The organism is Bradyrhizobium sp. CCBAU 45384 (genome assembly GCF_028128665.1).
Classification (GTDB): Bacteria; Pseudomonadota; Alphaproteobacteria; order Rhizobiales; family Xanthobacteraceae; genus Bradyrhizobium; species Bradyrhizobium manausense.
Genome location: NZ_LBIZ01000120.1, coordinates 745,455 through 771,203 on the forward strand (window position 1 = coordinate 745,455; position 25,749 = coordinate 771,203).

21 protein-coding genes are annotated in these 25,749 nt (G+C 65.7%); 12 read left to right on the plus strand and 9 right to left on the minus strand.

Going from position 1 to position 25,749, the window contains the following annotated elements; all coding sequences use genetic code 11:
* Window positions 1–94 precede the first annotated feature (94 nt).
* The 6 genes from pal to XH80_RS43295 all read left to right on the plus strand — a co-directional run bounded on the left by pal (window position 95) and on the right by XH80_RS43295 (window position 7,313).
* Complete coding sequence (gene pal, locus XH80_RS43270; protein WP_057759160.1) at window positions 95–583, plus strand: peptidoglycan-associated lipoprotein Pal; 489 nt, start codon at window positions 95–97, stop codon at window positions 581–583.
* Window positions 584–766: 183 nt separating this feature from the next.
* The gene (gene ybgF, locus XH80_RS43275) at window positions 767–1,810 is read left to right on the plus strand and encodes a tol-pal system protein YbgF (protein ID WP_271603886.1); all 1,044 of its coding nucleotides are present in this window, start codon (window positions 767–769) and stop codon (window positions 1,808–1,810) included.
* Window positions 1,811–1,882: 72 nt separating this feature from the next.
* Window positions 1,883–3,037: a tRNA lysidine(34) synthetase TilS gene (gene tilS, locus XH80_RS43280; RefSeq protein ID WP_271603887.1), complete on the plus strand. Its 1,155-nt coding sequence runs from the start codon at window positions 1,883–1,885 to the stop codon at window positions 3,035–3,037.
* Window positions 3,038–3,292: 255 nt separating this feature from the next.
* Window positions 3,293–5,215, plus strand: a complete 1,923-nt coding sequence (gene ftsH / locus XH80_RS43285; RefSeq protein WP_220003307.1) for an ATP-dependent zinc metalloprotease FtsH — start codon at window positions 3,293–3,295, stop codon at window positions 5,213–5,215.
* Between the two features lie 10 nt (window positions 5,216–5,225).
* The gene (locus XH80_RS43290) at window positions 5,226–5,801 is read left to right on the plus strand and encodes a hypothetical protein (protein WP_271603888.1); all 576 of its coding nucleotides are present in this window, start codon (window positions 5,226–5,228) and stop codon (window positions 5,799–5,801) included.
* A gap of 306 nt (window positions 5,802–6,107) precedes the next feature.
* Entirely contained in the window at window positions 6,108–7,313 is a 1,206-nt protein-coding gene (locus tag XH80_RS43295; protein ID WP_271603889.1) for an ABC transporter substrate-binding protein, read from the plus strand.
* 171 nt (window positions 7,314–7,484) lie between these two features.
* On the opposite strand, the gene XH80_RS43300 is transcribed toward XH80_RS43295, so the two are convergent.
* The 3 genes from XH80_RS43300 to XH80_RS43310 all read right to left on the minus strand — a co-directional run bounded on the left by XH80_RS43300 (window position 7,485) and on the right by XH80_RS43310 (window position 11,242).
* Complete coding sequence (locus XH80_RS43300; protein WP_271603890.1) at window positions 7,485–7,808, minus strand: hypothetical protein; 324 nt, start codon at window positions 7,806–7,808, stop codon at window positions 7,485–7,487.
* Between the two features lie 123 nt (window positions 7,809–7,931).
* Window positions 7,932–9,719: a hypothetical protein gene (locus XH80_RS43305; RefSeq protein ID WP_271603891.1), complete on the minus strand. Its 1,788-nt coding sequence runs from the start codon at window positions 9,717–9,719 to the stop codon at window positions 7,932–7,934.
* A gap of 11 nt (window positions 9,720–9,730) precedes the next feature.
* Window positions 9,731–11,242 (minus strand): hypothetical protein, encoded by a 1,512-nt coding sequence (locus XH80_RS43310; protein ID WP_271603892.1) that lies wholly within the window; start codon window positions 11,240–11,242, stop codon window positions 9,731–9,733.
* 311 nt (window positions 11,243–11,553) lie between these two features.
* Here XH80_RS43310 and XH80_RS43315 point away from each other — a divergent pair, with 311 nt between their 5' ends.
* The 3 genes from XH80_RS43315 to XH80_RS43325 all read left to right on the plus strand — a co-directional run bounded on the left by XH80_RS43315 (window position 11,554) and on the right by XH80_RS43325 (window position 13,794).
* Window positions 11,554–11,718, plus strand: coding sequence for a Flp family type IVb pilin (locus XH80_RS43315; protein WP_057757281.1), 165 nt, complete (start codon window positions 11,554–11,556; stop codon window positions 11,716–11,718).
* Window positions 11,719–12,197: 479 nt separating this feature from the next.
* A complete protein-coding gene (ltrA, locus tag XH80_RS43320) occupies window positions 12,198–13,646 on the plus strand; it encodes a group II intron reverse transcriptase/maturase (RefSeq protein ID WP_271603970.1) in 1,449 nt (482 codons plus the stop codon).
* Complete coding sequence (locus XH80_RS43325; RefSeq protein ID WP_271603893.1) at window positions 13,639–13,794, plus strand: hypothetical protein; 156 nt, start codon at window positions 13,639–13,641, stop codon at window positions 13,792–13,794. The genes ltrA and XH80_RS43325 overlap by 8 nt, the downstream gene beginning before the upstream one ends.
* A 795-nt stretch (window positions 13,795–14,589) precedes the next feature.
* Here the strand turns inward: XH80_RS43325 and XH80_RS43330 are convergent.
* Entirely contained in the window at window positions 14,590–15,564 is a 975-nt protein-coding gene (locus tag XH80_RS43330) for a phosphatase PAP2 family protein (RefSeq protein WP_271603894.1), read from the minus strand.
* Between the two features lie 257 nt (window positions 15,565–15,821).
* Between XH80_RS43330 and XH80_RS43335 the strand changes: the two genes are divergently transcribed.
* Window positions 15,822–16,502 carry a TetR/AcrR family transcriptional regulator gene (locus tag XH80_RS43335; RefSeq protein WP_200469738.1) on the plus strand — a complete coding sequence of 227 codons (681 nt, stop codon included), beginning with the start codon at window positions 15,822–15,824 and terminating at the stop codon, window positions 16,500–16,502.
* Window positions 16,503–16,633: 131 nt separating this feature from the next.
* Here the strand turns inward: XH80_RS43335 and pyk are convergent, their stop codons facing one another.
* Together pyk and XH80_RS43345 are read right to left on the minus strand one after the other, a co-directional pair.
* The gene (gene pyk / locus XH80_RS43340) at window positions 16,634–18,070 is read right to left on the minus strand and encodes a pyruvate kinase (RefSeq protein ID WP_271603895.1); all 1,437 of its coding nucleotides are present in this window, start codon (window positions 18,068–18,070) and stop codon (window positions 16,634–16,636) included.
* Window positions 18,067–18,666, minus strand: coding sequence for a DUF1036 domain-containing protein (locus XH80_RS43345; RefSeq protein ID WP_271603896.1), 600 nt, complete (start codon window positions 18,664–18,666; stop codon window positions 18,067–18,069). The genes pyk and XH80_RS43345 overlap by 4 nt, the downstream gene beginning before the upstream one ends.
* Before the next feature lie 164 nt (window positions 18,667–18,830).
* On the opposite strand from XH80_RS43345, the gene XH80_RS43350 reads away from it, so the two are divergent.
* Together XH80_RS43350 and XH80_RS43355 are read left to right on the plus strand one after the other, a co-directional pair.
* Complete coding sequence (locus XH80_RS43350) at window positions 18,831–19,136, plus strand: DUF1244 domain-containing protein (RefSeq protein ID WP_057757289.1); 306 nt, start codon at window positions 18,831–18,833, stop codon at window positions 19,134–19,136.
* Window positions 19,137–19,369: 233 nt separating this feature from the next.
* Window positions 19,370–19,642 (plus strand): DUF2312 domain-containing protein, encoded by a 273-nt coding sequence (locus XH80_RS43355; protein ID WP_008546273.1) that lies wholly within the window; start codon window positions 19,370–19,372, stop codon window positions 19,640–19,642.
* Between the two features lie 135 nt (window positions 19,643–19,777).
* Here XH80_RS43355 and XH80_RS43360 read toward each other — a convergent pair whose 3' ends face one another.
* The 3 genes from XH80_RS43360 to XH80_RS43370 all read right to left on the minus strand — a co-directional run bounded on the left by XH80_RS43360 (window position 19,778) and on the right by XH80_RS43370 (window position 25,725).
* Entirely contained in the window at window positions 19,778–21,388 is a 1,611-nt protein-coding gene (locus XH80_RS43360; protein ID WP_271603897.1) for a DUF882 domain-containing protein, read from the minus strand.
* Between the two features lie 282 nt (window positions 21,389–21,670).
* A complete protein-coding gene (locus XH80_RS43365; protein ID WP_271603898.1) occupies window positions 21,671–23,881 on the minus strand; it encodes a L,D-transpeptidase family protein in 2,211 nt (736 codons plus the stop codon).
* A 347-nt stretch (window positions 23,882–24,228) separates the two neighbouring features.
* Entirely contained in the window at window positions 24,229–25,725 is a 1,497-nt protein-coding gene (locus XH80_RS43370; RefSeq protein ID WP_271603899.1) for a sigma-54-dependent transcriptional regulator, read from the minus strand.
* Window positions 25,726–25,749: the final 24 nt, after the last annotated feature.

Below are 25,749 nucleotides of genomic sequence, written 5' to 3' on the forward strand. Positions count from 1 at the left end.
AGGCAAGGTTCCGATAAGGTTGACGGAACGTTCGCTTAACCAACCCCCTGTAGACCGGACAGCAGTGGACGAACGTGAGCGTGGAGGCTCCGGAATGAAATATCCTATGCGTATCCTCCAGGGATTGAAGCTGGCCGCGGTGGTTGCCATCGCGCTGTCGATGGGTGCGTGCGCCAAAACCAACGCAGGTCTGGACGCCAATGCGAGCGCGGCGACCCCAGGCAGCCAGCAGGATTTCGTGGTGAACGTGGGCGACCGCGTGTTCTTCGAGAGCGACCAGACCGATCTGACCCCGCAGGCGATCGTGACCCTGGAAAAGCAGGCGCAGTGGCTGCAGACCTATCCGCGCTACTCCTTCACCATCGAAGGTCACGCCGACGAGCGCGGCACCCGCGAATACAACATCGCGCTCGGCGCCCGCCGTGCCCAGTCGGTGCGCTCCTTCCTCGCCTCGCGCGGGATCGATCCGAATCGCATGCGCACGATCTCCTACGGCAAGGAGCGCCCCGTGGCCGTGTGTAACGACATCTCCTGCTGGTCGCAGAACCGCCGTGCTGTGACCGTGCTGAACGCGAGCTCCTGACGCCGGTCAGCCGCTGTTCATCTGTGCAAACCGAATATGCCGGCGCCCTCACGGGCGCCGGTTTCGTTTCAGCCAACTGTGACCGAAACGGCGTGGTGCAAGTCACATTTTTGGCGTAGTGCGTTTGAATGTGTCGCGCCTCGCGCGTTCCATCGCAGATCTTGTTTTCGTCGTCAGGGCAAAATGTCATCCAGATCCAAGGGAATTACCGGCATCGTGGCATTGGCCGCGCTGCTCTCTTTGTCCGCGCCCGTATTCGCGCAGACCGACGATGATCCCGAGATGCGGATCGAGCGGCTGGAGAACCAGCTGCGCCAGCTCACCGGCCAGAACGAAGAGCTGCAATATCGCAACCGCCAGCTCGAGGATCGGATCCGGCAGCTCGAGGGCGGCGCGCAAGGTGCTGCGCCCGGGCAGGCACCGGCGCAGCCCAATGTCGCGGGCGTTCCGCCCGCGCAGGTCACCCCTCCCTATCGTCAGCCGCCGCAGCAACAGGCGGTGCAGCAGCCGAACTACCAGCAACCGAATTACCAGCAGCCCCAGATTGCGGCACCCGCGCCGATCGTTCAGGAGCAGCCGGGCGCAGGTGCTGGCTCAAGTGCTCCCGGCACGCGCCGCCGCGGCGATGCATTCGACCCGAGCCAGAGCCCGAATGCGCCCGGTGCGCCGCGTGCGCTTGGCGGCGGCCAGCAGCCGATGCCATCAGGTGCGCCGCTCGATCTCTCCAACAATGGCGGGCAATACCCGCAAGCAGCAGCTCCCGCGCAGCCCGGTTATCCGCCGGCCCAGCAGGGCTATCCCGCGCGGGCCGGTGGTCCGGCGCTCGCGACCCTGCCGCCCTCGGCGACGCCCCGCGACGAGTTCGACCTCGGCATCGGCTACATGCAGCGCAAGGACTACGCGCTCGCCGAGCAGACGATGAAGAATTTTGCCGCGAAATACCCTGGAGACCCGCTGCTCGGGGACGCGCAATACTGGCTCGGCGAAAGCTATTTCCAGCGCCAGCAATATCGCGATTCCGCCGAGGCCTTCCTCGCCGTCACCACCAAATACGACAAGTCGGCCAAGGCGCCGGATGCGCTGTTGCGGCTCGGCCAGTCGCTCGCCGCGCTGAAGGAGAAGGAAGCCGCCTGCGCCGCCTTCGGCGAGGTCGGCCGCAAATATCCGCGTGCCTCCGCCGGCGTGAAGGCCGCCGTCGACCGCGAGCAGAAGCGGGTGAAGTGCTGACGCGCGTCGTTTGCGCGCTGACAACGCGGCCGCGATTGCGCTAAACCGGTCTGGCGATTGCCGGGCCGCGTCATGTCAGACCACGACAATTCTCCGATCTCCGCGCGCGCGGCGAGGCAGCTCTTCGCCGAGCTGAAAGCCGCGCCGGCGCTGGTGCTCGCGGTCTCGGGCGGACCCGATTCGGTCGCGCTGATGTGGCTGGCGGCGCGCTGGCGGCGCAGCCTCGCCCGCGGCCCCGAGCTTACCGTCGTCACCGTCGATCATGGCCTGCGCAAGGAGGCGGCGCGCGAAGCGCGCGAGGTCAAGCGGCTCGCCACGGAACTTGGCCTTGCACACCGCACCCTGCGCTGGCGCGGCGCCAAGCCGAAGGCAGGATTGCCCGCCGCCGCGCGCGAAGCCCGCTATCGCCTGCTGGCGCAGGCCGCACGCGCTGCCGGTGCCAGCCACGTGCTGACTGCGCACACCCGCGACGACCAGGCCGAGACGCTGCTGATGCGGCTCTGCCGCGGCAGCGGCATCGCCGGATTGTCGGCGATGGCGCGCCTCACCGCGCGCGACGGCCTCGTGCTGGCGCGCCCGCTGCTCGATGTTCCGAAATCGCAACTGATCGCAACCCTGAAGCGGGCCGGGATCGGCTTCGCTGAAGATCCCACCAACCACGACATGGCCTTCACGCGCCCGCGGCTGCGCGCGCTGCTGCCGCAGCTTGCCGCCGAGGGCGGCGATGCCAGGACCTTGGTGCGGCTGTCGGCGCGGCTCGCCCGCGCCAACGCCGCGGTCGAGGTGCTGACCGATGGTGCCGAGCGCTTCCTCGCCTTGCGGGATCGCAGCCGACAGAAGCAGCCGGGCGTTCGCAGTTTTGAGGCCGAAACCTCCTACGAAGCAGAGGCCTTCGCCGCCCTGCCGGAGGAAGTCCGGCTGCGGCTCTTGTTGCGAGCCATCGACGCGCTCGGGCACGAAGGGCCGGCGGAACTCGGCAAGGTCGAGACCCTGCTGGCCGCGCTCGATCAGGCGATGGGCGCGGGGCGGCATGCACCCGCAAATGGCCGTGCCATCTTGAAGCAGACCCTTTTCAAGCAGACCCTTCTCAAACAGACCCTTGCGGGAGCCTTGATCAGCCTTGCCGGGGGGCGTATCCACATCGCGCCTGCGCCGGCCCGGCGGTCCAAGAGTGGACCCAAGAGTGGGCCCAAGAGCGGGCCTAAGAGTGGGCCCGCGGGCAGATGAGGGCGGATCATGACACCGGTCATTTGCCTGGTCTGCCGTCAGGACACCTTAACCAGGCAGGAAAAACCCCGGCCTTGATGCCATTATTTCAGCGGGAATCGCCCTAAGATGGGATAAATAGTCCCATCTCGTTCCCTTGGCAGCGACCGGGGCGGCACCTAAATTGTATGCGTCTAACGATGAGGATTCCTTGGGGATTTCCTCTGATTGCCCCAAGGATCAGGCCGCGATCCGCGCGACCACGAAGGAAGATCGATGAACGCCAATCTGCGCAATTTCGCCCTCTGGGTCATCATTGTTTTGCTGCTGTTGGCGTTGTTCACGCTCTTCCAGAATCCGGGTCAGCGCACGTCCTCGCAGGACATCGCCTTCTCGCAGCTGTTGAGCGAGGTCGACCAGGGCCATGTCCGCGATGTCGTGATCCAGGGGCCGGACATCCACGGCACCTTCACCAACGGCTCGAGCTTCCAGACCTATGCGCCGAACGATCCGACGCTGGTGAAGCGCCTCTATGACAGCAAGGTGCAGATCACCGCGAAGCCGCCGGGCGACAACGTGCCGTGGTTCGTCTCGCTGCTGGTCTCCTGGCTGCCCTTCATCGCGCTGATCGGCGTCTGGATCTTCCTGTCCCGCCAGATGCAGGGCGGCGCCGGCAAGGCGATGGGCTTCGGCAAGTCGCGTGCGAAGATGCTGACCGAGGCGCATGGCCGCGTCACCTTCGAGGACGTCGCCGGCGTCGACGAGGCCAAGCAGGACCTGCAGGAGATCGTGGAGTTCTTGCGCGACCCCGGCAAATTCCAGCGCCTCGGCGGCCGCATTCCGCGCGGCGTGCTGCTGGTCGGCCCTCCCGGCACCGGTAAGACGCTGATCGCGCGCGCGGTCGCGGGCGAAGCCAACGTGCCGTTCTTCACCATTTCGGGTTCGGATTTCGTCGAGATGTTCGTCGGCGTCGGCGCCTCGCGTGTCCGCGACATGTTCGAGCAGGCCAAGAAGAACGCGCCCTGCATCATCTTCATCGACGAAATCGATGCGGTCGGTCGTCACCGCGGCGCCGGTCTCGGCGGCGGCAATGACGAGCGCGAGCAGACGCTGAACCAGTTGCTGGTCGAGATGGACGGCTTCGAGGCGAACGAGGGCGTGATCCTGATCGCCGCCACCAACCGCCCTGATGTGCTCGATCCCGCGCTGCTGCGTCCGGGCCGCTTCGACCGCCAGGTCGTGGTGCCCAATCCCGACGTCGTCGGCCGCGAGCAGATCCTCAAAGTTCATGTTCGTAAAGTCCCGCTGGCGCCCGATATCAACCTCAAGACCATCGCGCGCGGCACGCCCGGTTTCTCCGGCGCCGACCTGATGAATCTTGTGAACGAAGCCGCACTCACCGCTGCGCGCCGCAACAAGCGCATGGTGACCCAGGCCGAGTTCGAGGAAGCCAAGGACAAGGTGATGATGGGCGCCGAGCGCAAGTCGCTCGTCATGACCGAGGAAGAGAAGCTGTTGACGGCCTATCACGAGGGCGGCCACGCCATCGTCGGCCTCAACGTGCCCGCCACCGATCCGATCCACAAGGCGACCATCATCCCGCGCGGCCGTGCGCTCGGCATGGTCATGCAGCTGCCCGAGCGCGACAAGCTGTCGATGTCCCTGGAGCAGATGACCTCGCGCCTCGCCATCATGATGGGTGGCCGTGTCGCCGAAGAGCTGATCTTCGGCCGCGATAAGGTGACCTCGGGTGCGGCCTCCGACATCGAGCAGGCCACGCGCCTTGCCCGGATGATGGTGACGCGCTGGGGCCTGTCGGAAGAGCTCGGCACCGTCTCCTATGGCGAGAACCAGGACGAGGTGTTCCTGGGCATGTCGGTCTCGCGCACGCAGAATGCGTCCGAGGCGACCGTGCAGAAGATCGACTCCGAGATCCGCCGCCTGGTCGAGGAAGGCTACAAGGAAGCGACCCGCATCCTCACCGAGAAGCGCGCCGACCTCGAAGCGCTGGCCAAGGGCCTGCTCGAGTTCGAAACGCTCTCTGGCGACGAGATCGTCGACCTGCTCAAGGGCAAGAAGCCGAACCGCGAGTCCGTGCTGGAGCCGGCCACGCCGCGCGCCTCCGCTGTGCCCCCGGCCGGCAAGTCGCGCCCGCGTCCCGATCCGGATCCCGGCCTGGAGCCGCAGCCGCAGGCGTAACGCTTCGGCCATGGCCGGATATTCCGGCAAACCGTTAGTGCAAAAGCTCGGCATCAAGCCGGGCTTTTGCATTTTTGTGGACGGCCTCGGCGCACCCTATCGCAACGTCGTCGGCGATCTCCCTGATGGCGTGAGCATCGCCAACACGGCCAAGCCACCGCTCGACATGGTGCATCTCTTCGCGGCCGAGGCCAAAGGCCTCGCCGCCAAGCTGCGCAACTACCGCAAGGCGATCGCGCCCGACGGCATGATCTGGGCGTCCTGGCCGAAGAAGGCGTCGGGTGTTGCGACCGACGTCACCGAAGCCCTGGTGCGCGAGACCGCGCTCGCGAACGGCCTCGCGGGCGCGCAACAAAGGCAGTCCCGTAGGGTGGGCAAAGGCGCCCTTGCGCCGTGCCCACCATCTCTCGCCAGTCGGGACAGGTGGTGGGCACGCTTGCGCTTTGCCCACCCTACGATATCTGCGCTCGCAATGACGAGCTCGTGGCACCCGCGTTCCCGCACACTCGCTGTCGTACTGGATTCCCCGCTTTCGTGGGGAATGACACCGAGGATGAGCGCGGGCGTGCTATCCCGCACGCAATGACGGTGTTGATGCAGTGTGCCAGCAACAAAGGCAGTTTCGTAGGGTGGGCAAAGGCGCCCTTGCGCCGTGCCCACCATCTCTCGCCAGTCGCGACAGGTGGTGGGCACGCTTGCGCTTTGCCCACCCTACGATATCTGCGCTCGTGGTACGCCGCAGAGCCGCAGCAACGCTCTCGCGTTGCGGCGCGTCCGGGACACGAGACCCCCCAGCCGCGAATGGGTCTTGGCAGCGAGGCGACCGTCGTGACATGCTCGGCCTCAAACAAAGGCGCGGAGTGATCGCGCCGACAAAGGGGAGGGCAGACCGATGCGCTTCGTGGCTGCGTTGGGCGCGCTTGGCGCCGTTTCAATCCTGCTAGCGCCAACCTTGTCGCTCGCCGCCGAGATGCGCGGCGTCACCGCAACCGAGATCAGGATCGGCCAGACCATGCCCTATAGCGGGCCGGTCTCCGCCTTTGGCGCGCTCGGCAAGGGCGAGGTCGGCTATTTCAAGATGCTGAACGACAAGGGCGGCATCAACGGCCGCAAGGTCAATCTGATCTCGCTCGACGACAGCTACGCACCGCCGAAATCGGTCGAGCAGACGCGGCGCCTGGTGGAGAGCGACGAGGTCGCGCTGATCTTCTCCTCGATCGGTACGGCCCACAACACGGCGATCGCGAAATATCTCCAAGCCAAGAACATCCCGCAGCTTTTCCTCGCGTCCGGGGCCTCGAAATTCGCCGACATCGCGCAATATCCGCAGGCGACCATGGGCGTGCAGGCGCCGTTCCGCTACGAGGCGCGGCTCTATGCGCGCTATGCGTTGGCGAAAAACCCGAACGCGAAATTTGCCGTGATCTCGCAGAACGACGATTATGGCCGCGACTATCTCGCCGGCCTCAAGGACGTGCTTGGCGAGAAATACGATTCCGTCGTCACCGTCGCGACCTATGAAATCCAGGATCCGACCATCGATTCCCAGATCGTCAAGCTGAAAGCCTCTGGCGCCGACGTGTTCGTGATCGCGGCGACGCCGAAATTCGCGGCGCAAGCGATCCGCAAGTCCTTCGAGATCGGCTGGCGTCCCATGACCTTCCTGTCCAACGTCGCGGTCTGGATCTCGACCGTGATGGAGCCTGCCGGCGTCGAAGCCGGCACCGGCATTCTCTCCACGGCCTATGTGAAGGACCCCGATGATCCCGCCTGGAAGGACGATCCCGGCGTCAAGGCCTGGCGCGACTTCATGACGAAGTATGTGCCTGAAGCCGACCAGCACGATACCAACTACGTCAATGCCTATAACAGCGCGATGGCGCTGGAGGCCGTGCTGAAAGCCTGCGCCGACGATCTGTCGACCGAGAACATCCTGAAGCAGGCATTTTCGATTCACGACCTCGAACTGCCGATGCTGCTCCCCGGCATCAAGATCAACACCAGCGCGACCGACCACGTCCCGGTCGACCAGATGCAGTTCATGCGCTTCAACGGCAAGACCTGGGAGCGCTTTGGCGAGTTGCAGACGGGGAATTGAGGGGGCAAAGCTCGCGAAACAACTCCGCTATCATAGGGTGGTCGACACGCCTGAAGGCATATGGTCGCCAGCTCTCGTGCCCCGGACGCGGTGCGGCGCGAAGTCCGCTCCGCAGAGCCGGGGCCGAGTCAGCCGGGGGGCCCAGGTTTCCGCACAGCACCGGCTCCGCATTCACGATGCCAGACGAAGCCAGACGTCCCGGCTCGCCAGCGTACCGTCAGGCGTTGCAATCTCGAGGTCCACGACGTGCAGGGAGTGGTCCCCGTAGACATATTTCAGGTGCCAGATCAGCCCCAGGTCCGGCGTGATGACGAAATCATCGAGCCCGTCGGTGATCGCCCGAACGGCCTCCCGGTGCGTCAGGGGCGCCGAAAACATCGCATCGATCAGATTGGCGAGGCTCATGCCTTCGACCAGCATCATGCGCGCGATGTCGTCACCATGGACGTGGCGGAGCGCTGAGACGATGACGGCGATGGCGTCCGGATTCTTCATGACACCGTTTGCTTCGGGCCAGCTGAGGTAGCCCGGATGGTGCGCAGCGTAATCCGGGATTGGTACTTTAGAGAAGGCCCCGGATTGCGCGGAGCCTGTCATCGGGCGGCGCTTCGCGCTCCCTTACTTGCGCAGGCGCCAGATAGTCCAGCCCGGTTTCGACACGGCCTGCACCGGCTCCAGATAGTCCGGAGCTTCACCGCGGCCGAGATGTGCGGCAAGACCCTCCGGCGCGATGCGGACGAGATCCTCCTGGTCGAAGGAGCCGTTGCAGGTCAGGATATAGTCGACTTGCCGGGCGCGCAGCATGTCGTGGGCGGCCTCAGGTGCTGCTGTCATCGCGTGCACCATGGCGAGGTTGCCGTCATTGTTGCGGTGATAGGGACCAGCGAAGACGGCGTGTTCCGTCGCGGCCAGGATCGCAGGACCGGAATCGATCGGCGCCATCATCCGTCCGGGCGGCAGGTCGGCGAGCGCTGCGGCGCTGGAGATGGTCTGGCAGGACGCCCCGGGATCGGGCATCGCGATCTTGGGTCCGCCTGTGCCGGCGGCGAACGCCGGCCAGACCGCAAGGCCGATGCCGCCAAGCGTGGCGGGCGACAGCAGCAGCGCGACGCGGACCAGCCGCCAACCGGCGACGATTTCAGTGCGAAGCCGGACAGTTCCGGCGACGCATAGCGGGGCGGCGACGATGTTGGCGGCAGCGGCGCCGCGCAATTCCCACAGGCTCTCGCCGAACAGCGCCGCGAGCGTGATGGTCGAGACGATCCAGCGAAAGCGCATTTGCGGCGTGCAGCCGATCATGGCGGCCGTGCACAGGCCGAGCGTCAGCATTGGAAACGCGTAATAGCCGAGCAGCTTTTGCGGCTGCATCTGTGCCAGTTCGCTCACCGACATGGTCTCGACGACGCGGCCAAGCCAGAAGCTGACGAGCAGGGGGTCGACCTGCGCATAGGGCGACGCAACGCAGCTTGGGTACGATCTGTAGAATGCGCCGAGCAGGAGCGCACCGGCAATCCCGCTCGCCGCGAATCGCGTCCACACGCCGTCGCGCATGCGGGCAACACCGGCAACCGCGAGCAGGGCGACGCCGCCGCCCGCACACAACAGCAGAATAGGCCCGCCGAAGGCATCGCAGACCGGCCTGCTGAGACTGTTCATCGGCAGCAGCAGCAGCGCCAGCAGCAGCGAGGACCCGGCAAGGCCCGCACCAAAGGCGCAGGCGGGGCGCAGGACGTCAGTGCCTTTCCACACCAGCAGCCCCACAACGGCCGCGCTCGCCATGGCGATGGCAGGCAGCATTTCCAATCCGACCGCCAGCGAAAGCGCGCCGCACAACCCGGCCAAAGCTGCCCTGTCCGCACGGTGTTCCAGATCACAGATGCAGAGCACGAAGCCGAGCAGCAGCACGATCTGCAGGTTGTGATGGTCGATCGCGCCGGCCCGGAAGTGGATCAGGGCGGGGATCGACAGCGCCGTGACCACAATCGCCGCAAGCTGTGCCCGCTTCCTGTCTTCAGGGGCGCAGGCCTGGCCTGCGATCGTCGCTGCGAGCCATAGCGCCGCGCCCATCAGCAGCGACGGCCACAGCACCAGCGTCAGCACTTCGGCAAGATGCTGGCCGAGCAGCGGGCGCAACACGAGGATCAGCACGGCCAGGGGCGCATCGACGACGCGGGACCAGTGCATGGCAATTCCGGGCGGGTCGAGCCGGTATTGGGTCAGGTCGAACCAGCCCTGGCCGGCCAGAAGATCACGCACCTCGACCAGACGCAGGGCGTCGTCGGTCGACAGCGTGTCGAACACACCGGTCTTGATCGCGGGAAGTCCGAGCGCGACCACGATCATTGCCCAGACGATCGCGAGTACGATCGCAGGCTTCGGCTCTGTGGTCGATCGTGGCGGCGACATTGTCCGGCGTCTCAATTTGAGTGCGTGGACATCGGCGCGTTGCCCGCACTCGCCTCGTCATCCCGCACATGGATCACGGCGATGTTGTCGGCATAGAGCCGTTTCCAGCCCTTGATATGATCGAGCACCTGGGCGGCGGGGCTGTCGGCGACCAGCAGCGTGGCGTCGATCTTGTACTCTTCGAGCAGCCGCGTCAAATTATCGAGCTTCTTGACCTCGATCGCCCTGAAGAAGTCCATCACGAACTTTTCGCCATAGAGCTCGGCGCGGCCGTCGACGAAAACAGGGATGTCGCGCGAGATCAAATAGCCGCCGAACTGGTAGGCATTGAAGATGCGCTGCGCCTTGCGCTGCTGCAGCAGATCGACGGCGGTAACTGGCGTCTGGTCCATCGTGAAGGTGAAGCGGTGATGCGACATGTAGACCGAGGTCGAGGTCCAGGCCGCGGCTGCGATCATCAGCGCGCCCATGACAGTGACATAGCGCGCCGCCGGGCTCTCGTTGCCCCGCTCAGTATCTTGCGGAGCTCGCGGCAGCGGCGACTTTTCGCCGAGCGGCTTTGCCAGCGCCAGCGGCACCAGGAAGGCAAAGGCCTCGATGCTCCTGACATGGGTCAGCCCCATCCAGGTGAACAGCAGGACCAGGAGAATGCGCGGCGGCGACAGCGTCAGTCCGCGAAACAGGCCGATCGCGATCAGGCCGAGGATCGCGCCTTCGAACGCGGAGAACGAGGCGAAATTCGCCGGCATCCATTCCGAGATGACCGTCAGCAATTCGCCGAGATTGAGGATGTTGGTCGCGCCCAGCAGCGTGCGCCAGCCATAGGGCGTGACGCAGGCAGCGATCATCGCGGCGACACCGAACAGGAACCAGCGCGCGAGCAGGCGGATCTGCCTGGCCGAATCCAGCGTCCAGATCGCCTCTAACGCCATCGGGCCGATCAGCATGAGGCCCAACACGAAGCCGCCATGCAGGTTCGCCCACAGCGACATCAGCGGCAGCCACGCCCAGGACGGCGTGACCTTGCGGTCGGCCGCATTCATGAGAATGCCGACCCAGGCGATCATCACCGGCAGCGCCAGCATATGGGGCCGCGTCAGGATGTGATGCAGCGACAGCAGCACCGCCAGCATCGCGAACAGCACCGAGCGCGGAATTTCGAGATGGGCGTCGAGCAGATAGACAAAGATCGCAACTGACGCCGCAATCGCAAGTGCGGTGAGGATGACAGGGCCGGCCCAGTCCCATTGCGCGAAAGTGATGGCGTACAGAATTTGCGACAGCCAGGACGTCGAGATCCAGGGCTCGCCTGGCCGCGTGAAGGAATAGAAGTCGGTATAGGGCAGGGCGTGGTAGTCGAGGATCCACTGTCCGATCTTGATCTGCCAGAACGAGTCGGAGTCCTGAAGCAGCGTGTCGCCGACATAAAGGAAGAAGAGATAGGCGCCCGCGCCGACACACAGCGGCACCAGCGCTCGCGCGCGGCTCTGCACGGCGATGCTGTTGGTGAAGGAAAGCGACATGCCGCCTCGTCTTGTTCTTGGGTGTGTTTTCTTGGGTGTCTTGGCCGAGCGGGCGGCATTGGACCATGGCGGTCATAACTTTCGAGTAAATCGTCTCGATCACTATTTTTGCGTCGGCGCAATTTAACCGGTTGTTTTCAATTTCGGTTTACTATCGGCCAATACATGCCATTTGTTCCCGGTTTACGCAGTCGAATTAACTGCGACGCAAGTCTTTGCCTCTACGTTCAGTTCCATGGTCGGGCGGCGCTGGGAAGCCGAAGAAACCAGACCAGACCAGTTGAAGCCTCGTGTACTTTTTGGAGCAGTCTATGAAGAACCTCGTTTCGCGTTTCGTGAAGGACGAATCCGGCGCCACCGCCATCGAATACGGCCTGATCGCCGCCGGCATCGCGCTGGCGATCATCACCGTCGTCAACAACCTCGGCTCGACCCTGAACACCAAGTTCGGCTCGATCTCGACCAGCCTCAAGTAAGCCAGAGACGAATTCAGAGCTCAGAGCCCCGTCCTCGGACGGGGCTCTTTTCGTTGTGCGCCCAGCATGGGCGCACTCTTATGGGTGGAAGTCCCATCGTGGGCTGATCACGGCGAGCGAAGTGAAGCGCAACTGCATGAGGGCGACCGAAGGTGGGGAGGAAGCGTGGATCGAAGCTGCGGGCCGATGAACAAGAACCGGATAGAAGGCGCTGCCGACCGGGGCGAGCGGGCAATGAGCCGCGAAGCTCTCGTGATCAAAGGGAGGCGGCGTAAATCCGGCGGTCGTGCAGTGAAGGAGTGCGTTCTTACCTGGGGAGACCTTGCCTCACGCCTGAAAGGGCGACGGTGTCGAGCCGGAGCAAGGAGTCAGCAGAGGTCGTAGTAGCTGGCGATGCGGCGAGGAGCTGCATATGGCGGTGAAGGACCGAACGAGGAGGAGTGCTAGGCGCCATGCCGATGTGGGGAGCACCGCGTCAGATGCCTGCGCAAGCAGGGCGGCTCGAGGAAGGACGCGGTGAAGCCGCGTGGGCCTCGAGCAGCGACGAAGCTCGCCGCCCGCGGCATGCACGGCAAAGCACGGGGTCGGCGCTGCTATTGGCAGCGCTGACGAGAGAGAACCTGCAACGAGCGTGGCAACGGGTGAGGACCAACAAAGGCGCAGCCGGTGTCGATGGTCTGGATATCGATCAGACGGCCGAACATATGCGCACGGCGTGGCCCCTCATCCGGGAACAACTGCTGCAGGGGACGTACCGGCCCAGCCCGGTGCGTCGGGTGACGATCCCCAAGCCTGAGGGTGGCGAGCGCGAGCTTGGCATTCCGACGGTGACGGATCGGTTGATCCAGCAGGCGCTGCTGCAAGTGCTGCAGCCCATTCTCGATCCCACCTTCAGCAAGCATAGCTACGGCTTCCGTCCGGGCCGAAACGCACATGACGCCGTTCTTGCGGCGCAGTCATATGTGCAATCGGGCCGCCGGATCGTGGTCGACGTTGACCTGGAGAAGTTCTTCGACCGGGTCAACCACGACATCCTGATGGACCGCCTTCAGCAACGGATCGCAGACCCCGGAGTGATCCGGTTGATCCGGGCGTATCTGGACAGCGGGATCATGAGCGATGGCCTGGTTCAGCAGCGGATGATGGGCACGCCGCAAGGCGGGCCACTATCGCCGCTGCTGGCGAATGTCTTGCTGGATGAAGTGGATAGGGAGCTGGAACGTCGAGGCCACTGCTTCGTGCGCTACGCCGACGATGCGAACGTCTACGTTCGCAGCCGCAGGGCTGGTGAGCGGGTGATGGCGCTGCTTCGGCGGCTCTACGGCAAGCTGCGCCTGACGGTCAACGGGACCAAGAGTGCAGTAGACAGCGTGTTTGGTCGCAAGTTCCTAGGCTACAGCTTTTGGGTAGCCCCGGGCGGCGTGATCAAGCGCAACGTCGCCGTCAAGCCGCTGATGACGTTCAAGCAACGTATCAGGCAACTGACCAGCCGCAATGGCGGGCGCAGTCTGCCAGACGTGGGGGGGGGGGGGGGGGGGGGGGGGGGGGGGGGGGGGGGGGGGGGGGGGGGGGGGGGGGGGGGGGGGGGGGGGGGGGGGGGGGGGGGGGGGGGGGGGGGGGGGGGGGGGGGGGGGGGGGGGGGGGGGGGGGGGGGGGGGGGGGGGGGGGGGGGGGGGGGGGGGGGGGGGGGGGGGGGGGGGGGGGGGGGGGGGGGGGGGGGGGGGGGGGGGGGGGGGGGGGGGGGGGGGGGGGGGGGGGGGGGGGGGGGGGGGGGGGGGGGGGGGGGGGGGGGGGGGGGGGGGGGGGGGGGGGGGGGGGGGGGGGGGGGGGGGGGGGGGGGGGGGGGGGGGGGGGGGGGGGGGGTGGCTACGTCATCGGGTGCGGGCCACCCAGCTCAAGCAATGGAAACGCGGCAAGACCATGTATAGGGAACTGATGGCGCTTGGAGCCAAGCCGGATGTGGCGCGACAGGTGGCGGCGAACAGCCGACGCTGGTGGCGCAACAGCGGCAAGCTCCTTAATGCCGTGCTGACCCTCGACTGGTCCAGCCAGCTCGGACTGCCCCGACTCTCATGACCTCAACTTCTCGAACCGCCCGGTGCGGACCCGCATGCCGGGTGGTGTGGCAGGGGAGCGACTTTACAAAAGTCGTCCCCTATGCCGATTGGGCGTGCGGGATCATCAGCAAGCGCGGTCATCGTCCCGTCACCCTGAGGTGCTCGCCTCTTCGGCGAGCCTCGAAGGGCGACGGCCCGGCTGCATCCCGGCCGTTCATCCTTCGAGGCTCCCGGCGCGATGCTTTGCATCGCGCCACTCGCACCTCAGGATGACGGAACTGAAGACCGTGTAGTTGAACAGCTCTCGTAGGGTGGGCAAAGCGACTTGTCCGGCCTAGCTCGAAGAGCGAAGACGGAAGCGTGCCCACGTCACGTAGATTGTCCGCACGTGCATCCCCGCGTCATTGCGAGCGCAGCGGAGCAATCCAGACTGTCTCCGCGGAGGGCTTGCTGGATTGCTTCGCTACGCTCGCAAGGACGAGGACGCGGCAGCCACTTGCCGCAATTACGGAGAGATGGTGGGCACGGCGCTGCGCGCCTTTGCCCACCCTACAAGAGCTGCTGTTGTGATTGATAGCGGCGTGACGCACAGCCGCTCGCGCTTTGATTCCGCGAGACTCGGCTGCCACAGAAGGTCTCGTAGGGTGGGCAAAGCGAAGCGTGCCCACCATCCGTCGATGGCGGGCACGCAATATCGACAACGTCAATGACGAGGACGCGGCAGCCACTTGGCGTATTTGCGGAGAGATGGTGGGCACGGCGCTGCGCGCCTTTGCCCACCCTACGAGAGCTGTGGTTGTGATTGATCTGCGCGTTATTCCGCGAGACTCGGCAGCCACACCGCCGGCGCTGCCGGGACCCGCGCGCTGCGGTTCATCCACGCCAGATAGGCCTTCGCCGCCCAGATCGAAGCTGCCGCGAGCGCAACACCACCAGCGACGTCGACGATGTAATGCGCGCCGATGACAGGCGTTGCAGCGATCATCATGAGGTTGAGGGCGGCCGCAAGACCGCCGATGCGCCGCACCGGCCACAGCGCCCACATGTAGAACACGGCCGATGCGGCATGGAAGCTCGGGAACGAGACGATGCCGGACAGGAAGAACAGTCGCAGCTCGTGAAGGCTGCCGTCGCGTAAGCCCAGGATATCGCGCAACTGTCCGGCGTAGATCGCGGTGTTGATGTCGGGGATTTGGGCCGCGGGCAATTGCAATCCGTAATAGGTGCCGATCGCCGGCACGAGGGCCGAGATCGCGATGGTGACGGCAAGCCCAAGACTCATTGCCAGCATGAACAATTGCAGCCGCACATAACGCGCCGTCAGCGTCAGCACGACGGGGACGAACAGCAGGGGCCATTTGATCAGGCCGTAGCTGCGCGACAGGATGTCGGCGAGCCAGGGGTGATCGTTGACGAAGCGCGCGATCGGCTCGGGATCGAGGCCGAGTGCGCGATCGATCGCGAGCAGCGCCTGGTCCTGCAGCGGAAAGCCCAGGATGCCGGCGACGTAGCTGAGCGGCCCGACGATCGCGCAGGTGATAATCACCTGGCCGATCGTACCAAGCGAGAAGATCAGCTTCGGATCGGCAAGATCGCCTTTGGCGATGCGGTGGCGATAGGCGATGCCGACGAAGAGTGCGGCGATTGCCAGCGTTACGCCATAGGCGACGGGCTCGAGCCTGAGGCCGGTGACGGATAGGCCGAGCGCCAGCAGGCCGCCCATGATCGCGATGGGAAGCCAGTTCAAATGGAAGAGCTGCCAGGCGGTCTTGGCGTCCGTGTCGAGCATGCTGCACCGGGTTGGATCGCAGCGACAGTCACCGACCGCCTTTAAGACCGCGGTAAAAAGTGTGGTTAGCCGTTCACCAATGGATTCCCCGCACTTTGAGCGGTTTGCAATGCAGCGTTTCGCGTGTGAGCGCTTTTGCTGCTTGTCATCCCCCCTGAATAGTTGTTCAGTCCTTGCGGGGCGATTTGCAGCGAATTCAGTGACGAAGCGTTCGGCCGCGGGGCGTGCGGCAGGCGTGGTGGGACAGGAAGCGCGCCATGGTTTATCGGCGGACGCATCAAGTGGTTAAGCGCCTTGCGGCTCGGCGCAGCGCCATCCTGGCGGCGGCAAGGGAAGCCGCAGCCGAAGGCGGCATGGCGGCGGTGCAGATCGCGCCGGTCGCCGTCAGGGCCAATGTGGCGGCCGGCACCGTCTACCGCTACTTCCCCTCCAAGGCCGAGCTGATCTCCGAACTGATCTCGGAAGTCTCCCGCGACGAGCTCGCGGCCATCCGCCGGGCGGCCGATGCCGCGCCCGGACCGTCCTCGGCGCTGGCGGCGGCCGTGACCACCGTGGCGGTCCATACGCTGTCGCAGCGTCGCCTCGCCTGGGGCATTTTGGCTGAACCTGTCGATGTCGATGTCAGCGCCTCCAGGCTGGCCAGCCGCCGGGAGATCGCGGGCGAGATCGCCGCGCGGATCGACGCCGCGGTGCGCGCCGGCCATCTGCCGGCGCAGGACACGGCGCTCGCCGCAACTGCGCTGCTGGGTGCGCTGCATGAGGCCCTGGTCGGTCCGCTCGCGCCCGACAATCTCGAAGATCCCGTCAAGATGCGCGACGCCGTCCAGACCGTGACGCTGCTGGCGCTGCGCGCCGTCGGTGTCATGGACGCCCGCGCCAGGGGGCTGGTGGTGCAGCAGACCTTGCTGCCGACGACCAAGGCGCTGGTCGGGGCCTGAGAAGACCCGGCCCCGCCCAGGCATTTGCCTGAGCTGGCCTTTTCCCAAAGCCCGCGCAAGGCAGCCGGATTCAGCCGGCTACTGTGCATGGGGTTGTTTTCGCAGTTTGGCTCGGCCGGCCGGCGGCCGCCTCACATATTCGCGTCGCCCTCGGGGCCGACGGAGGCGATGCGCACCATGTTGGTGGTGCCGGGAATGCCGAGCGGCACGCCGGCGACGATGATCACGCGCTGGCCGGCGCGAACGAAACCGTCGCGGAAGGCGATCTGGCCGGCGCGGTTCACCATGTCGTCCTGGTCGCGCGCATCTTCCGCCACCACGCAATGCACGCCCCAGACGGCAGCAAGCCTGCGGCCGGCGGTGATGTTGGGCGTGATCGCCACGATCGGCGGCTTCGGCCGCTCGCGCGCCACGCGCACCGCGGTCGAGCCGGATGAGGTCCAGCAGATCAAGGCGGGCAGGTCGAGCGTCTCGGCGATCTGACGCGCGGCGTCCGCGATGGCATCGCCTGCGGTGGATTCCGGCGCGGGCCGCTGGGCGGTGATCACGGACCGGTAGGTCGGGTCGCGCTCGACCTCTTCGCCGATGCGGTTCATGGTCGAGACCGCCTCGACCGGGAATTTGCCGGCGGCCGATTCCGCCGACAGCATGATGGCGTCGGCGCCCTCGTAGACGGCGGTGGCGACGTCGGAGACCTCGGCGCGGGTCGGCACCGGCGACTGGATCATCGATTCCAGCATCTGCGTCGCGATCACCACCGGCTTGCCGGCGCGGCGCGCCATCCGCGTCATCTGCTTCTGCAGGCTCGGCACGCGCTCGAGCGGCAATTCGACGCCGAGGTCGCCGCGCGCCACCATCAGCGCGTCGGACGCCTCGATGATGTCGGCGAGGCGGTCGATCGCCTGCGGCTTCTCGATCTTGGCCATCACGGCGGCGCGGCCGCGGATCATCTTCTTGGCCTCGATCACGTCGTCCGCGCGCTGCACGAAGGACAGCGCGATCCAGTCGACGCCGGTGACGAGGGCCGCCTCGAGGTCGGCGCGGTCCTTCGGCGTCATCGCCGAGACCGGCAGGTCGGTGTCGGGCAGGCTGACGCCCTTGCGGTCAGACATCTTGCCGCCGACCACGACGCGCGTGACCGCGTGTTCCTTGGTGGTCTCCTCGGCGATCAGCCGCACCTTGCCGTCGTCGAGCAGCAGCGCGTGGCCGGGCCGCAGCGCGGCCAGGATCTCCGGATGGGGAAGGTTGACGCGGGTGGCATCGCCCGGCGCCTTGTCGGAATCCAGCGTGAAGGTCTGCCCGTTCTGAAGCTGCACCGCGCCTTCAGCGAAGGCGCCGAGGCGGAGCTTCGGGCCCTGGAGATCGACCAGGATGCCGATCGGGCGGCCGTAGCTACTCTCGACATTGCGGATCGTCGCCACCAGCTCCCGCATCTTGTCATGCGGTGTGTGGCTCATGTTGATGCGGAACACGTCGGCGCCGGCCTCGAACAGGCGGCGGATCATCGCGAGGTCCGACGAGGCAGGTCCGAGGGTCGCGAGAATCTTGATACGGCGAAGACGCCTCATGGCTTATTCCCAGACGGTGGCGAGGGGGCTGGCGGAAGGCCAGGTGCGGCGGGGGGCGTACCACCGGGCGGACTATTGGGCAAACCCGGGACGCCGCCACCAGGGCCGACAGGGCCGGGCATGCCGGGGACACGCTGCTGCGTCGAAGGCTGCTCGTTGGCGTCGGTGAGCTGCACCGTCCAGGCTCGCTGCTCGCCGGTGTCGACCTCGAAATAGCCCGTCCGGTCATAGCCGCGCGCCAGGCAGTCCTCGGTGCCGCGGATGGTGAATTCCTTGTCGCGCGAGCACATGAAGGCCTGCCCCGACCATTCGCCGCCGCGGTCATAGTCGATCGCATAGATGTAATAGTAGCGGGCGACCAGCGTACCCCGCAGCAGGGTCTCGCAGGAGCGGGACGAGATGTTCCACCAGCCCTCGGTGGTCCAGCCGTCGGCGTCCTTGTAGCCGAGCGCGATACCGACCCGGCTTGAGGTGTTGTTGCAGAGGCGGAAGTCCGCCGAGGCCGGGCTGGCCCAGAAGCACAGCAGCGCAACGGCCAGCACCGGGACTATCAGGGCGAGCAGGCGAAGGGGGGAGCGGGGAGATTCGGCGATCATTGTCGCGGAACGTATACCAGATGATTGACGATTTGGCGTAGGCCCCGGGGAACTGCCCACTGGCCCAGCCGCCGTTTGCGCCGCGATATGGCAAAATCTGTGACAGCACCCCACTTGATCCCGTAAGGGTGACCGCCATCAAGGTACAGCCGAGGAATCCTGCCATGGCCATCGACGACAAAACCAGAACGGAGCTCGAGGCGGCCGCGTTCCGGCGGCTGGTCGATCATCTGAGGACGCGAACCGACGTCCAGAACATCGACCTGATGAATCTGGCCGGATTCTGCCGCAACTGCCTGTCGAACTGGCTCAAGGACGCCGCGGATGCCCAAGGCGTGAGCTTGAGCAAGGATGAGAGCCGGGAAGCCGTCTACGGCATGCCCTACGAGACCTGGAAGGCGAAGTACCAGGGCACGGCGAGCCCCGGGCAGCTCGAGGCGATGAAGAAGGTCCATCCCCACAATCACTGAGTGTTTTCGTTCCGTCATTCCGGGGCGATGCAAAGCATCGAACCCGGAATCTCGAGATTCCGGGTTCGCCCTGCGGGCGTCCCGGAACGACAACATCATCTCCTGTGGGCGCGCTGTGGACGAGCGTGATGCTTGCTTGAACGCGGCAGGCGCCAACCCTAAGGGTCTACCCAGCACGCGCGGTGAGGATGCCGGCGTCACCTCGTTTTGCCAGTTCCATTGGGAGTACCAAGATGGCCACCTCCGCCGCCGTCCGCGACGACGAGCCCGCGACGAAATTTGCCAAGGACCAGCTCAAATCCATCATCGAGCGCATCGAGCGGCTGGAGGAAGAGAAGAAGGCGATCTCCGACGACATCCGCGACGTCTATGCCGAGAGCAAGGGCAACGGCTACGACGTCAAGGCGCTGCGCACTATCGTGCGCCTGCGCAAGCAGGACCCCAACGAGCGCGCCGAGGCCGAGACGATTCTCGAGACCTACATGCAGGCGCTCGGAATGATCTGAGGCGTTCGCGCTTCAGGCAGCATTGCCGTAGCCCGGATGGAGTGCAGCGAAATCCGGGGCCGTCATCGCTTGTGGCGCGATTCCCGGATTGCGCTGCGCTCCATCCGGGCTACGAGAGGGTGAAGGCGATCCGTCTCAGCGCAGCGCGGCCGTGCGCATGACGAACGACGTCGTTTCGATCTTCGTCGTCGCGCTGCCCGAGAAACTGTCGCAGGACAGGCCCTGCATCGGATCGTCGGTGAAGCCCATTGCGACCACGGCCTGCGGCTTGACGAAATAGGCGCGCATCGCCGCCATATCGAGCTCGCCCATCAGCGTCACCGACATCGCGCGGCTGGCGCTCGGCGACAGCATCACGATCTTGAGCCAGATGCTCTCGCCCTTGGCGGCGGAGAGGCGGGTTGCGGTTGCGATCATGCCGTCGGTGCTCTTGCCGACGACGCTGTTGATCTCGGTGGCCGGCGCACCGTTGCGGGCCGTGGACGCCGGACGCGCGCCGCGCGGGATCGGCGCCGAGGCGGCGACGACGCGGGCCCGGTCGACGGGCGAAGCAGAAGCGGGTGCAAAGGCCAGCGCCTGATAGGCGGCACTGGAGACGCTCGCGGTCGGTTGCGGATCTGTCGCGGCGGCAAGCGCCTGGCGCGCCTTCAATGCGGCGATCTGCGCTGGTGTCGCCTGCTGCGGTGTGGCCGGAGCATCCCAGAAGCCGCGGGCATTGATGATGTCGGCCGGGGATTCGAGCTTGCCGGCTGCCGGCTTGTCAGCCACGGGCTCGGGCTTCGGCTCGGCTTTGGGTTTGGGCGGTGCAACGAGCGGGGCATCGGCCGAGGCGAGCTGGATGGCGGAGGCGGCGGACGGCTTGGCGCGTGGCGTCGGTACCGGATCGGCGGGTTTGCTTGCGGCGACGACCACGGTCGGCTTGGCGGTCGGGGCGGGAGCGCCCTCGTCATCCTCATCGGTACTGGCTGCCGGAGCCTGCTTGCCCCTGCTGAACAGGGAGGCGAAGAAGCCCGGCTTGCTGGCGCCGTCGTCGCCATCGCCGCGCCGCTCGATCTCGGCCTTGGCCAGCTCATAGCCCTTCAGCGGCACCCCGTCGGTCGGCAGATGCACCGTCTTTCCGTCCGGGAAGACGCGGGCGAGCTGGTCATGCGTCATGCGCGGCCAGTGCCGAATGCTGCCGGTGTCCAGATGCACGAAGGGCGAGCCTGATGTCGGGTAGAAGCCGACGCCGCCCCGCTGCAGGCGCAGGCCGGCGAAGCGGATCTGCTCCAGCGGCACGCCCGGAATGTAGAAGTCCATCGCGTGGCCCAGCATGTGCTGGCTGAACCGCGCCACGCCCGAGGAGCGGCGGCGGAGCATGGCGTTGGTGGCGGGGGAGCGATAGGAGGAGATGATCTGGATCGGCTGCTTGCCGTCGACGTCGCGATACACTTCCCAGAGGATGTCGAACAGGTGACGATCCATCACCGTCTCGTCCTGGGTGCGCCAGTCGCGCAGGAAATGGTTCAGCGTCTTCAGCGCGGCTTCGTCGTAGCGGCCGTCGCGCTTGAAGGTGACGGTGAGGTCTTCGCCGGAATGGGTGTGGTGGAAGGAGAGGGTCTTGGTTTCGTTCAGCGCCGCGGCGTTATGAACCGAGCCGGCAGCCGCAAGCAGCACCAGCGAGGCGAGGCCGATCCGAGATCCGACCTTCACTCCCGCATGGGACAACGACAACGCAGCGAATTTGCGTGCGAAACCAGTCAGCACGTATGAGCCCACCCAGTCGACGAGCGTTCAATGGACTCTCCCGCCAACCCCGTTAGCGCGCGAAAGAGGGTGAACGCTTTCTTAAAACGAGAAGGTTAATTCGAGGTTGACCTTCCCGCCCCCAAACCAAGTCAGACGACGATCCTAAGCGGTTGAGTGTGGCAAAAAAACGCCAGCAGCCGGAACTCGGGCGGACAATGGTTAACGTTAAGCGACCCTATCCAGAGGAAAGGGTCGCTGATTTTATTGAAGAAATTAGGGAGTTGAGGCGCGGACCTGATCTCAGCGGGTAAACACCCGCTGCGGCCGACGGCCGACCGGAGCCGGTGGGGGGGTCGGAGCCCCTCCACCGAACAGCCGCTCGAAGAAGTTCAGCCCCGACGAGCCGCCATTATTGGCGAACGTCACGCCTGACGGCAGCGTCGTTGCCGGGCGCGAATAGCTCGGCTGCGAATGGGCGACGACGTTCTCGAGGTCCTTGCCGCGGCCGTTCTTCAGGATGCTGATCATGGTCGCGTCGCGGCCATAGACGTCCTTGCGGAATTGCAGCTTGCCGCCATCGTCCACGAACGCGGTTTGGTAGGTGATGTTGACCGGGATCGGCGTCGGGAATTTCAGGTCGATCTCACCGGAGCCATACATGCTGCGCACGCGCTCCGGGGTGTAGTGCTCGTTCGGCATGGTGATGTTGAGCAGCACCGAAGCGTACTGATCCGGATTTTGCACGCGCATGCAGCCATGGCTGAAGGCGCGATCTTCCTTGGCGAACAGGTGCTTGTCCGGCGTGTCGTGCTGATAGACCAGGAACTTGTTCGGGAAGTTGAAGCGGATGCGGCCGAGCGCGTTGGCTTCACCGGGCGGCTGCGAAATGTGCACCGAGCCGTCGCGGTTCTGCTCGAGCCTCAGGCCCATGCGCTGAAGCACGGTCGGGTCCTGCTGCAGCGCCGGCAGATATTCCCCATAGACGATCGAGGGCGGCACGTTCCAGGTCGGGTTGACCGTAATATACTTCATCGTCTCGGTCAGCAGGGGCGTAGCGTGCTGGCCCGGCTTGCCGGTGACGACGCGGGTGGTCCAGACCTGCTGGCCGTGCTGCATCACCTTCAGCGTATAGTCGGGAATGTTGAGGATGACGTAGGCATCGCCCAGCGAGGGCACGCCGAGGTCGCGCGGCAGCCAGCGCCAGCGCTCCATGTTCACGACCACGGTGTCGATCTGCTTGTCGCGCTTCGGGCTGTTCAGGGCCTTGACGGTCGGCGTGTCGAGCACACCGGTCGCCTTCAGCTCGGCGCCGTCCTGGAATTTGCGTACGGCTTCGGCAACCGTGGCGTCATAGTGGTCGTCGCTGGCGTTCTCGGTGATGCCGAGCTTGGCGCGAAGCTGTGGCACGCGCGGATCCTGCACGACGATTTCAGCCTGCTTCTTACCCCTGGCGGGGGTGTATTTCAGCGCGGGGCCGTCGGTGATCTCGATCACCGGACCGTCGCCCTGGCCGCGCAGCTTGGCGAGCTGCGCCTTCAGCTCCTTGTAGAGCTTCTGCGGCGGATTGTAGCTGTCGAGCGCGACGGACGCGTCAGCCGCCGTCGTGACCTTGGTGATCACCTCGCTCGGATCGATCGGATGCTCGGGATAGAGGATATCTGCGCTGACCTGCGACCAGTGCATGCGGCCGCTCTGCGCCTGGCGCGCATAGTCGAACATGCTGGCGGTGAGCTTCAGCTCGGCATCGGCCAGCGCATCAGGCGTCGTGGCGGCGGCGAAGTCAGGCACCGGATAGTCGGCTGGATTGAGGCCGTCGGAAGCCGCGTCCTTCAGCCGCGCGATCACGCCCTTGGCCGCGGCGGTCAGGCTGCCGGCTTGCGTCCAGACCGGCGCAAAGTCGCGGGCGCCATAAAACTTCTCGGCAGCGGCACGTTCGTTCTTGCGGTCGAAATGGCGCGAGGTCTTTGAACCGAGGATGTCCTTGATCTTGTCGGCGACCGGCTGGTCGGCGGCAGGAACGTTGCTCGCGGCCTTGACCGGCTCGGCGACCGGGGTTGCGGCTGCCGCCGCAGGTGCAGCGGGAGCGGCAGTCGGCGCGGTGGCCGTGTCAGCCTTTGCCGGTTCAGATTTGGCGGGTTCGGTTTTGGCGGGTTCGCTCGTCACCGTCTCGCTCTTCGGTGTGTCGGCGGCGGGCGTCGTGGCGATGTCGGCAGGTTTGGTCTCCACCTTCTCCGCGGCCGGAGCGGCTTCGGCCTTCACAGGCTCCTTGACCACGTCCTTGGGGCCGTCCTGAACGGTGGCGGTGGTGTCGAGCTTGATGTCGGACGCGGTCGGGGGCGGAACGTTTGCGGGCTCGGGGCGCGGGATCGCGGCTTCGATCGCAAGTTCGGCAGCGCTGCTGCGCGCCTGGTCCTGTGCCAGCGCCGAGCCGGCCGACACCGTGAGGAAGGTCGCTGCGACCGCCGCCAGAACGCGGTCAAAGCCTGCACGGTGGTTCAAACAGTCACGCATTGTATCGCACCCCTCGGGTGAACTGTCCCTCGTGGAACAGCTTTCGTTTTCGCCTAATTGAGCTTCGGCTAAATCGCGCCGGCCTCTCGAAACTTGCACGCCTGCACACAACGATTCCTACGCAGACGATATACAGGCCCCGTTCTTGCAGCTAGCACTACCCCGGGAAACTGACCACAAACTGACTTCAAGACAGACCGTTTGCAACGGATTGTGCGGTTTCACCGCACGCTTTTCCGGCCCTCTGTCACTTCCAAGTCACGGTTTCGGCCGAAGCCGAATTTTGCCGTAATTCAACGGGTTGCAGGCGCATCGCTGAGGCGCGCGAACCCCCGTTCGCATGAGGTTCAGTGCGTCTCCTCGCCGCTTTTCCCGCCATGTCCGGGAACCCCGGCTTCGTCGAGCTTGCGGTACAGCGTGGACCTGCCGATCCTGAGTCGGCGCGCCACCTCCGACATCTGTCCGCGGTAGTGCGAGATCGCAAAGCGGATGATCTCGCTCTCCATCTCCTCCAGCGGGCGAACATCGCCGGTCGGGGTGAGCATCGAGAGCGATCCGGTCTGAGGCAGCGGCGCGATGGGTATTTCGCTACCCGACACCACGGAGGGCGCTGCGATCGGCTCGATCATCAGCGGCGCGGTCGGGATCTCCGTCGCCGAATGCGGATGCGGGCCCGGCAGCGGGAAATCGTCGAGACCGAGCTGGTCGCCCTCGCTCATCACCACCGCGCGGTAGACGGCATTCTCGAGCTGGCGGATGTTGCCGGGCCAGTCGAGCTGGGTGAGATGCGCCACGGCCTCGCCGCTGACGCCGGAGATCGCGCGGTTCTCCTCGGCGGCAAAGCGCGCCAGGAAATGCCTGAGCAGATGCGGGATGTCCTCGCGGCGGGCCTTGAGCGAGGGGATCGTCAGCGGCAGCACGTGCAGGCGATAGAACAGGTCTTCGCGGAAGTGCCCTTGCTTGACCCGGTCCAGAAGCTTGCGATTGGTCGCGGAGATGATGCGGACGTCGACCTTGACGGGTTTGCGGCCGCCGACGGCCTCGACTGCGCCCTCCTGCAGTGCGCGCAGGAGCTTGACTTGTGCAGTCAGCGGCAGCTCGCTGACCTCATCCAGGAACAGCGTGCCGCCATGGGCTTCGAGGAATTTGCCGGTGTGCCGTTCGGTTGCGCCGGTGAAGGCGCCCTTCTCATGGCCGAACAAGATCGACTCGACGAGATTGTCGGGAATCGCGCCGCAATTGACCGCGACGAAGGGCTTGGCCTTGCGCTCGCCGCTGCCATGGATGGCGCGCGCGAACATCTCCTTGCCGACGCCGGACTCGCCTTCGATCAGCACGGGGATCGATGAATTTGCCGCCTTCTGGGCCGCGCGCATCACCGGCGCCATCGCTTCGGCGCGCGTGATGATGTCGGAGAAGGTCAGCCGGCCCTCGCGGCTGTGACGGATGCGTTGCAATTCGCCCTTGAGCGCGGAGGCATTCAGCGCGTTGCGAAGCGAGACCTGAAGCCGCTCCATTCCGACCGGCTTGACCACGAAGTCGGCCGCACCGGCGCGCATTGCCGAGATGACGTTGTCAATGCCGCCATGGGCGGTCTGTACGATGACGGGCACGCTGAGGCCCGCCTCGCGGATTTTTGCCAGCACACCCATGCCGTCGAGGCCGGGCATCACGAGATCGAGGATCACCGCGTCGATCGCGGGGGCGTCGGGACCGGTGAGGGTCGCGATCGCGGCGTCGCCGGATTCGACGACGACCGTTTCATAGCCGCATTTCTGCACCATGTTCTCGACCAGGCGGCGAGCTACGGCGTCGTCGTCGGCGATCAAAATACTGGCAGCCATGGTGCTCCCCGCACGCTACTACTA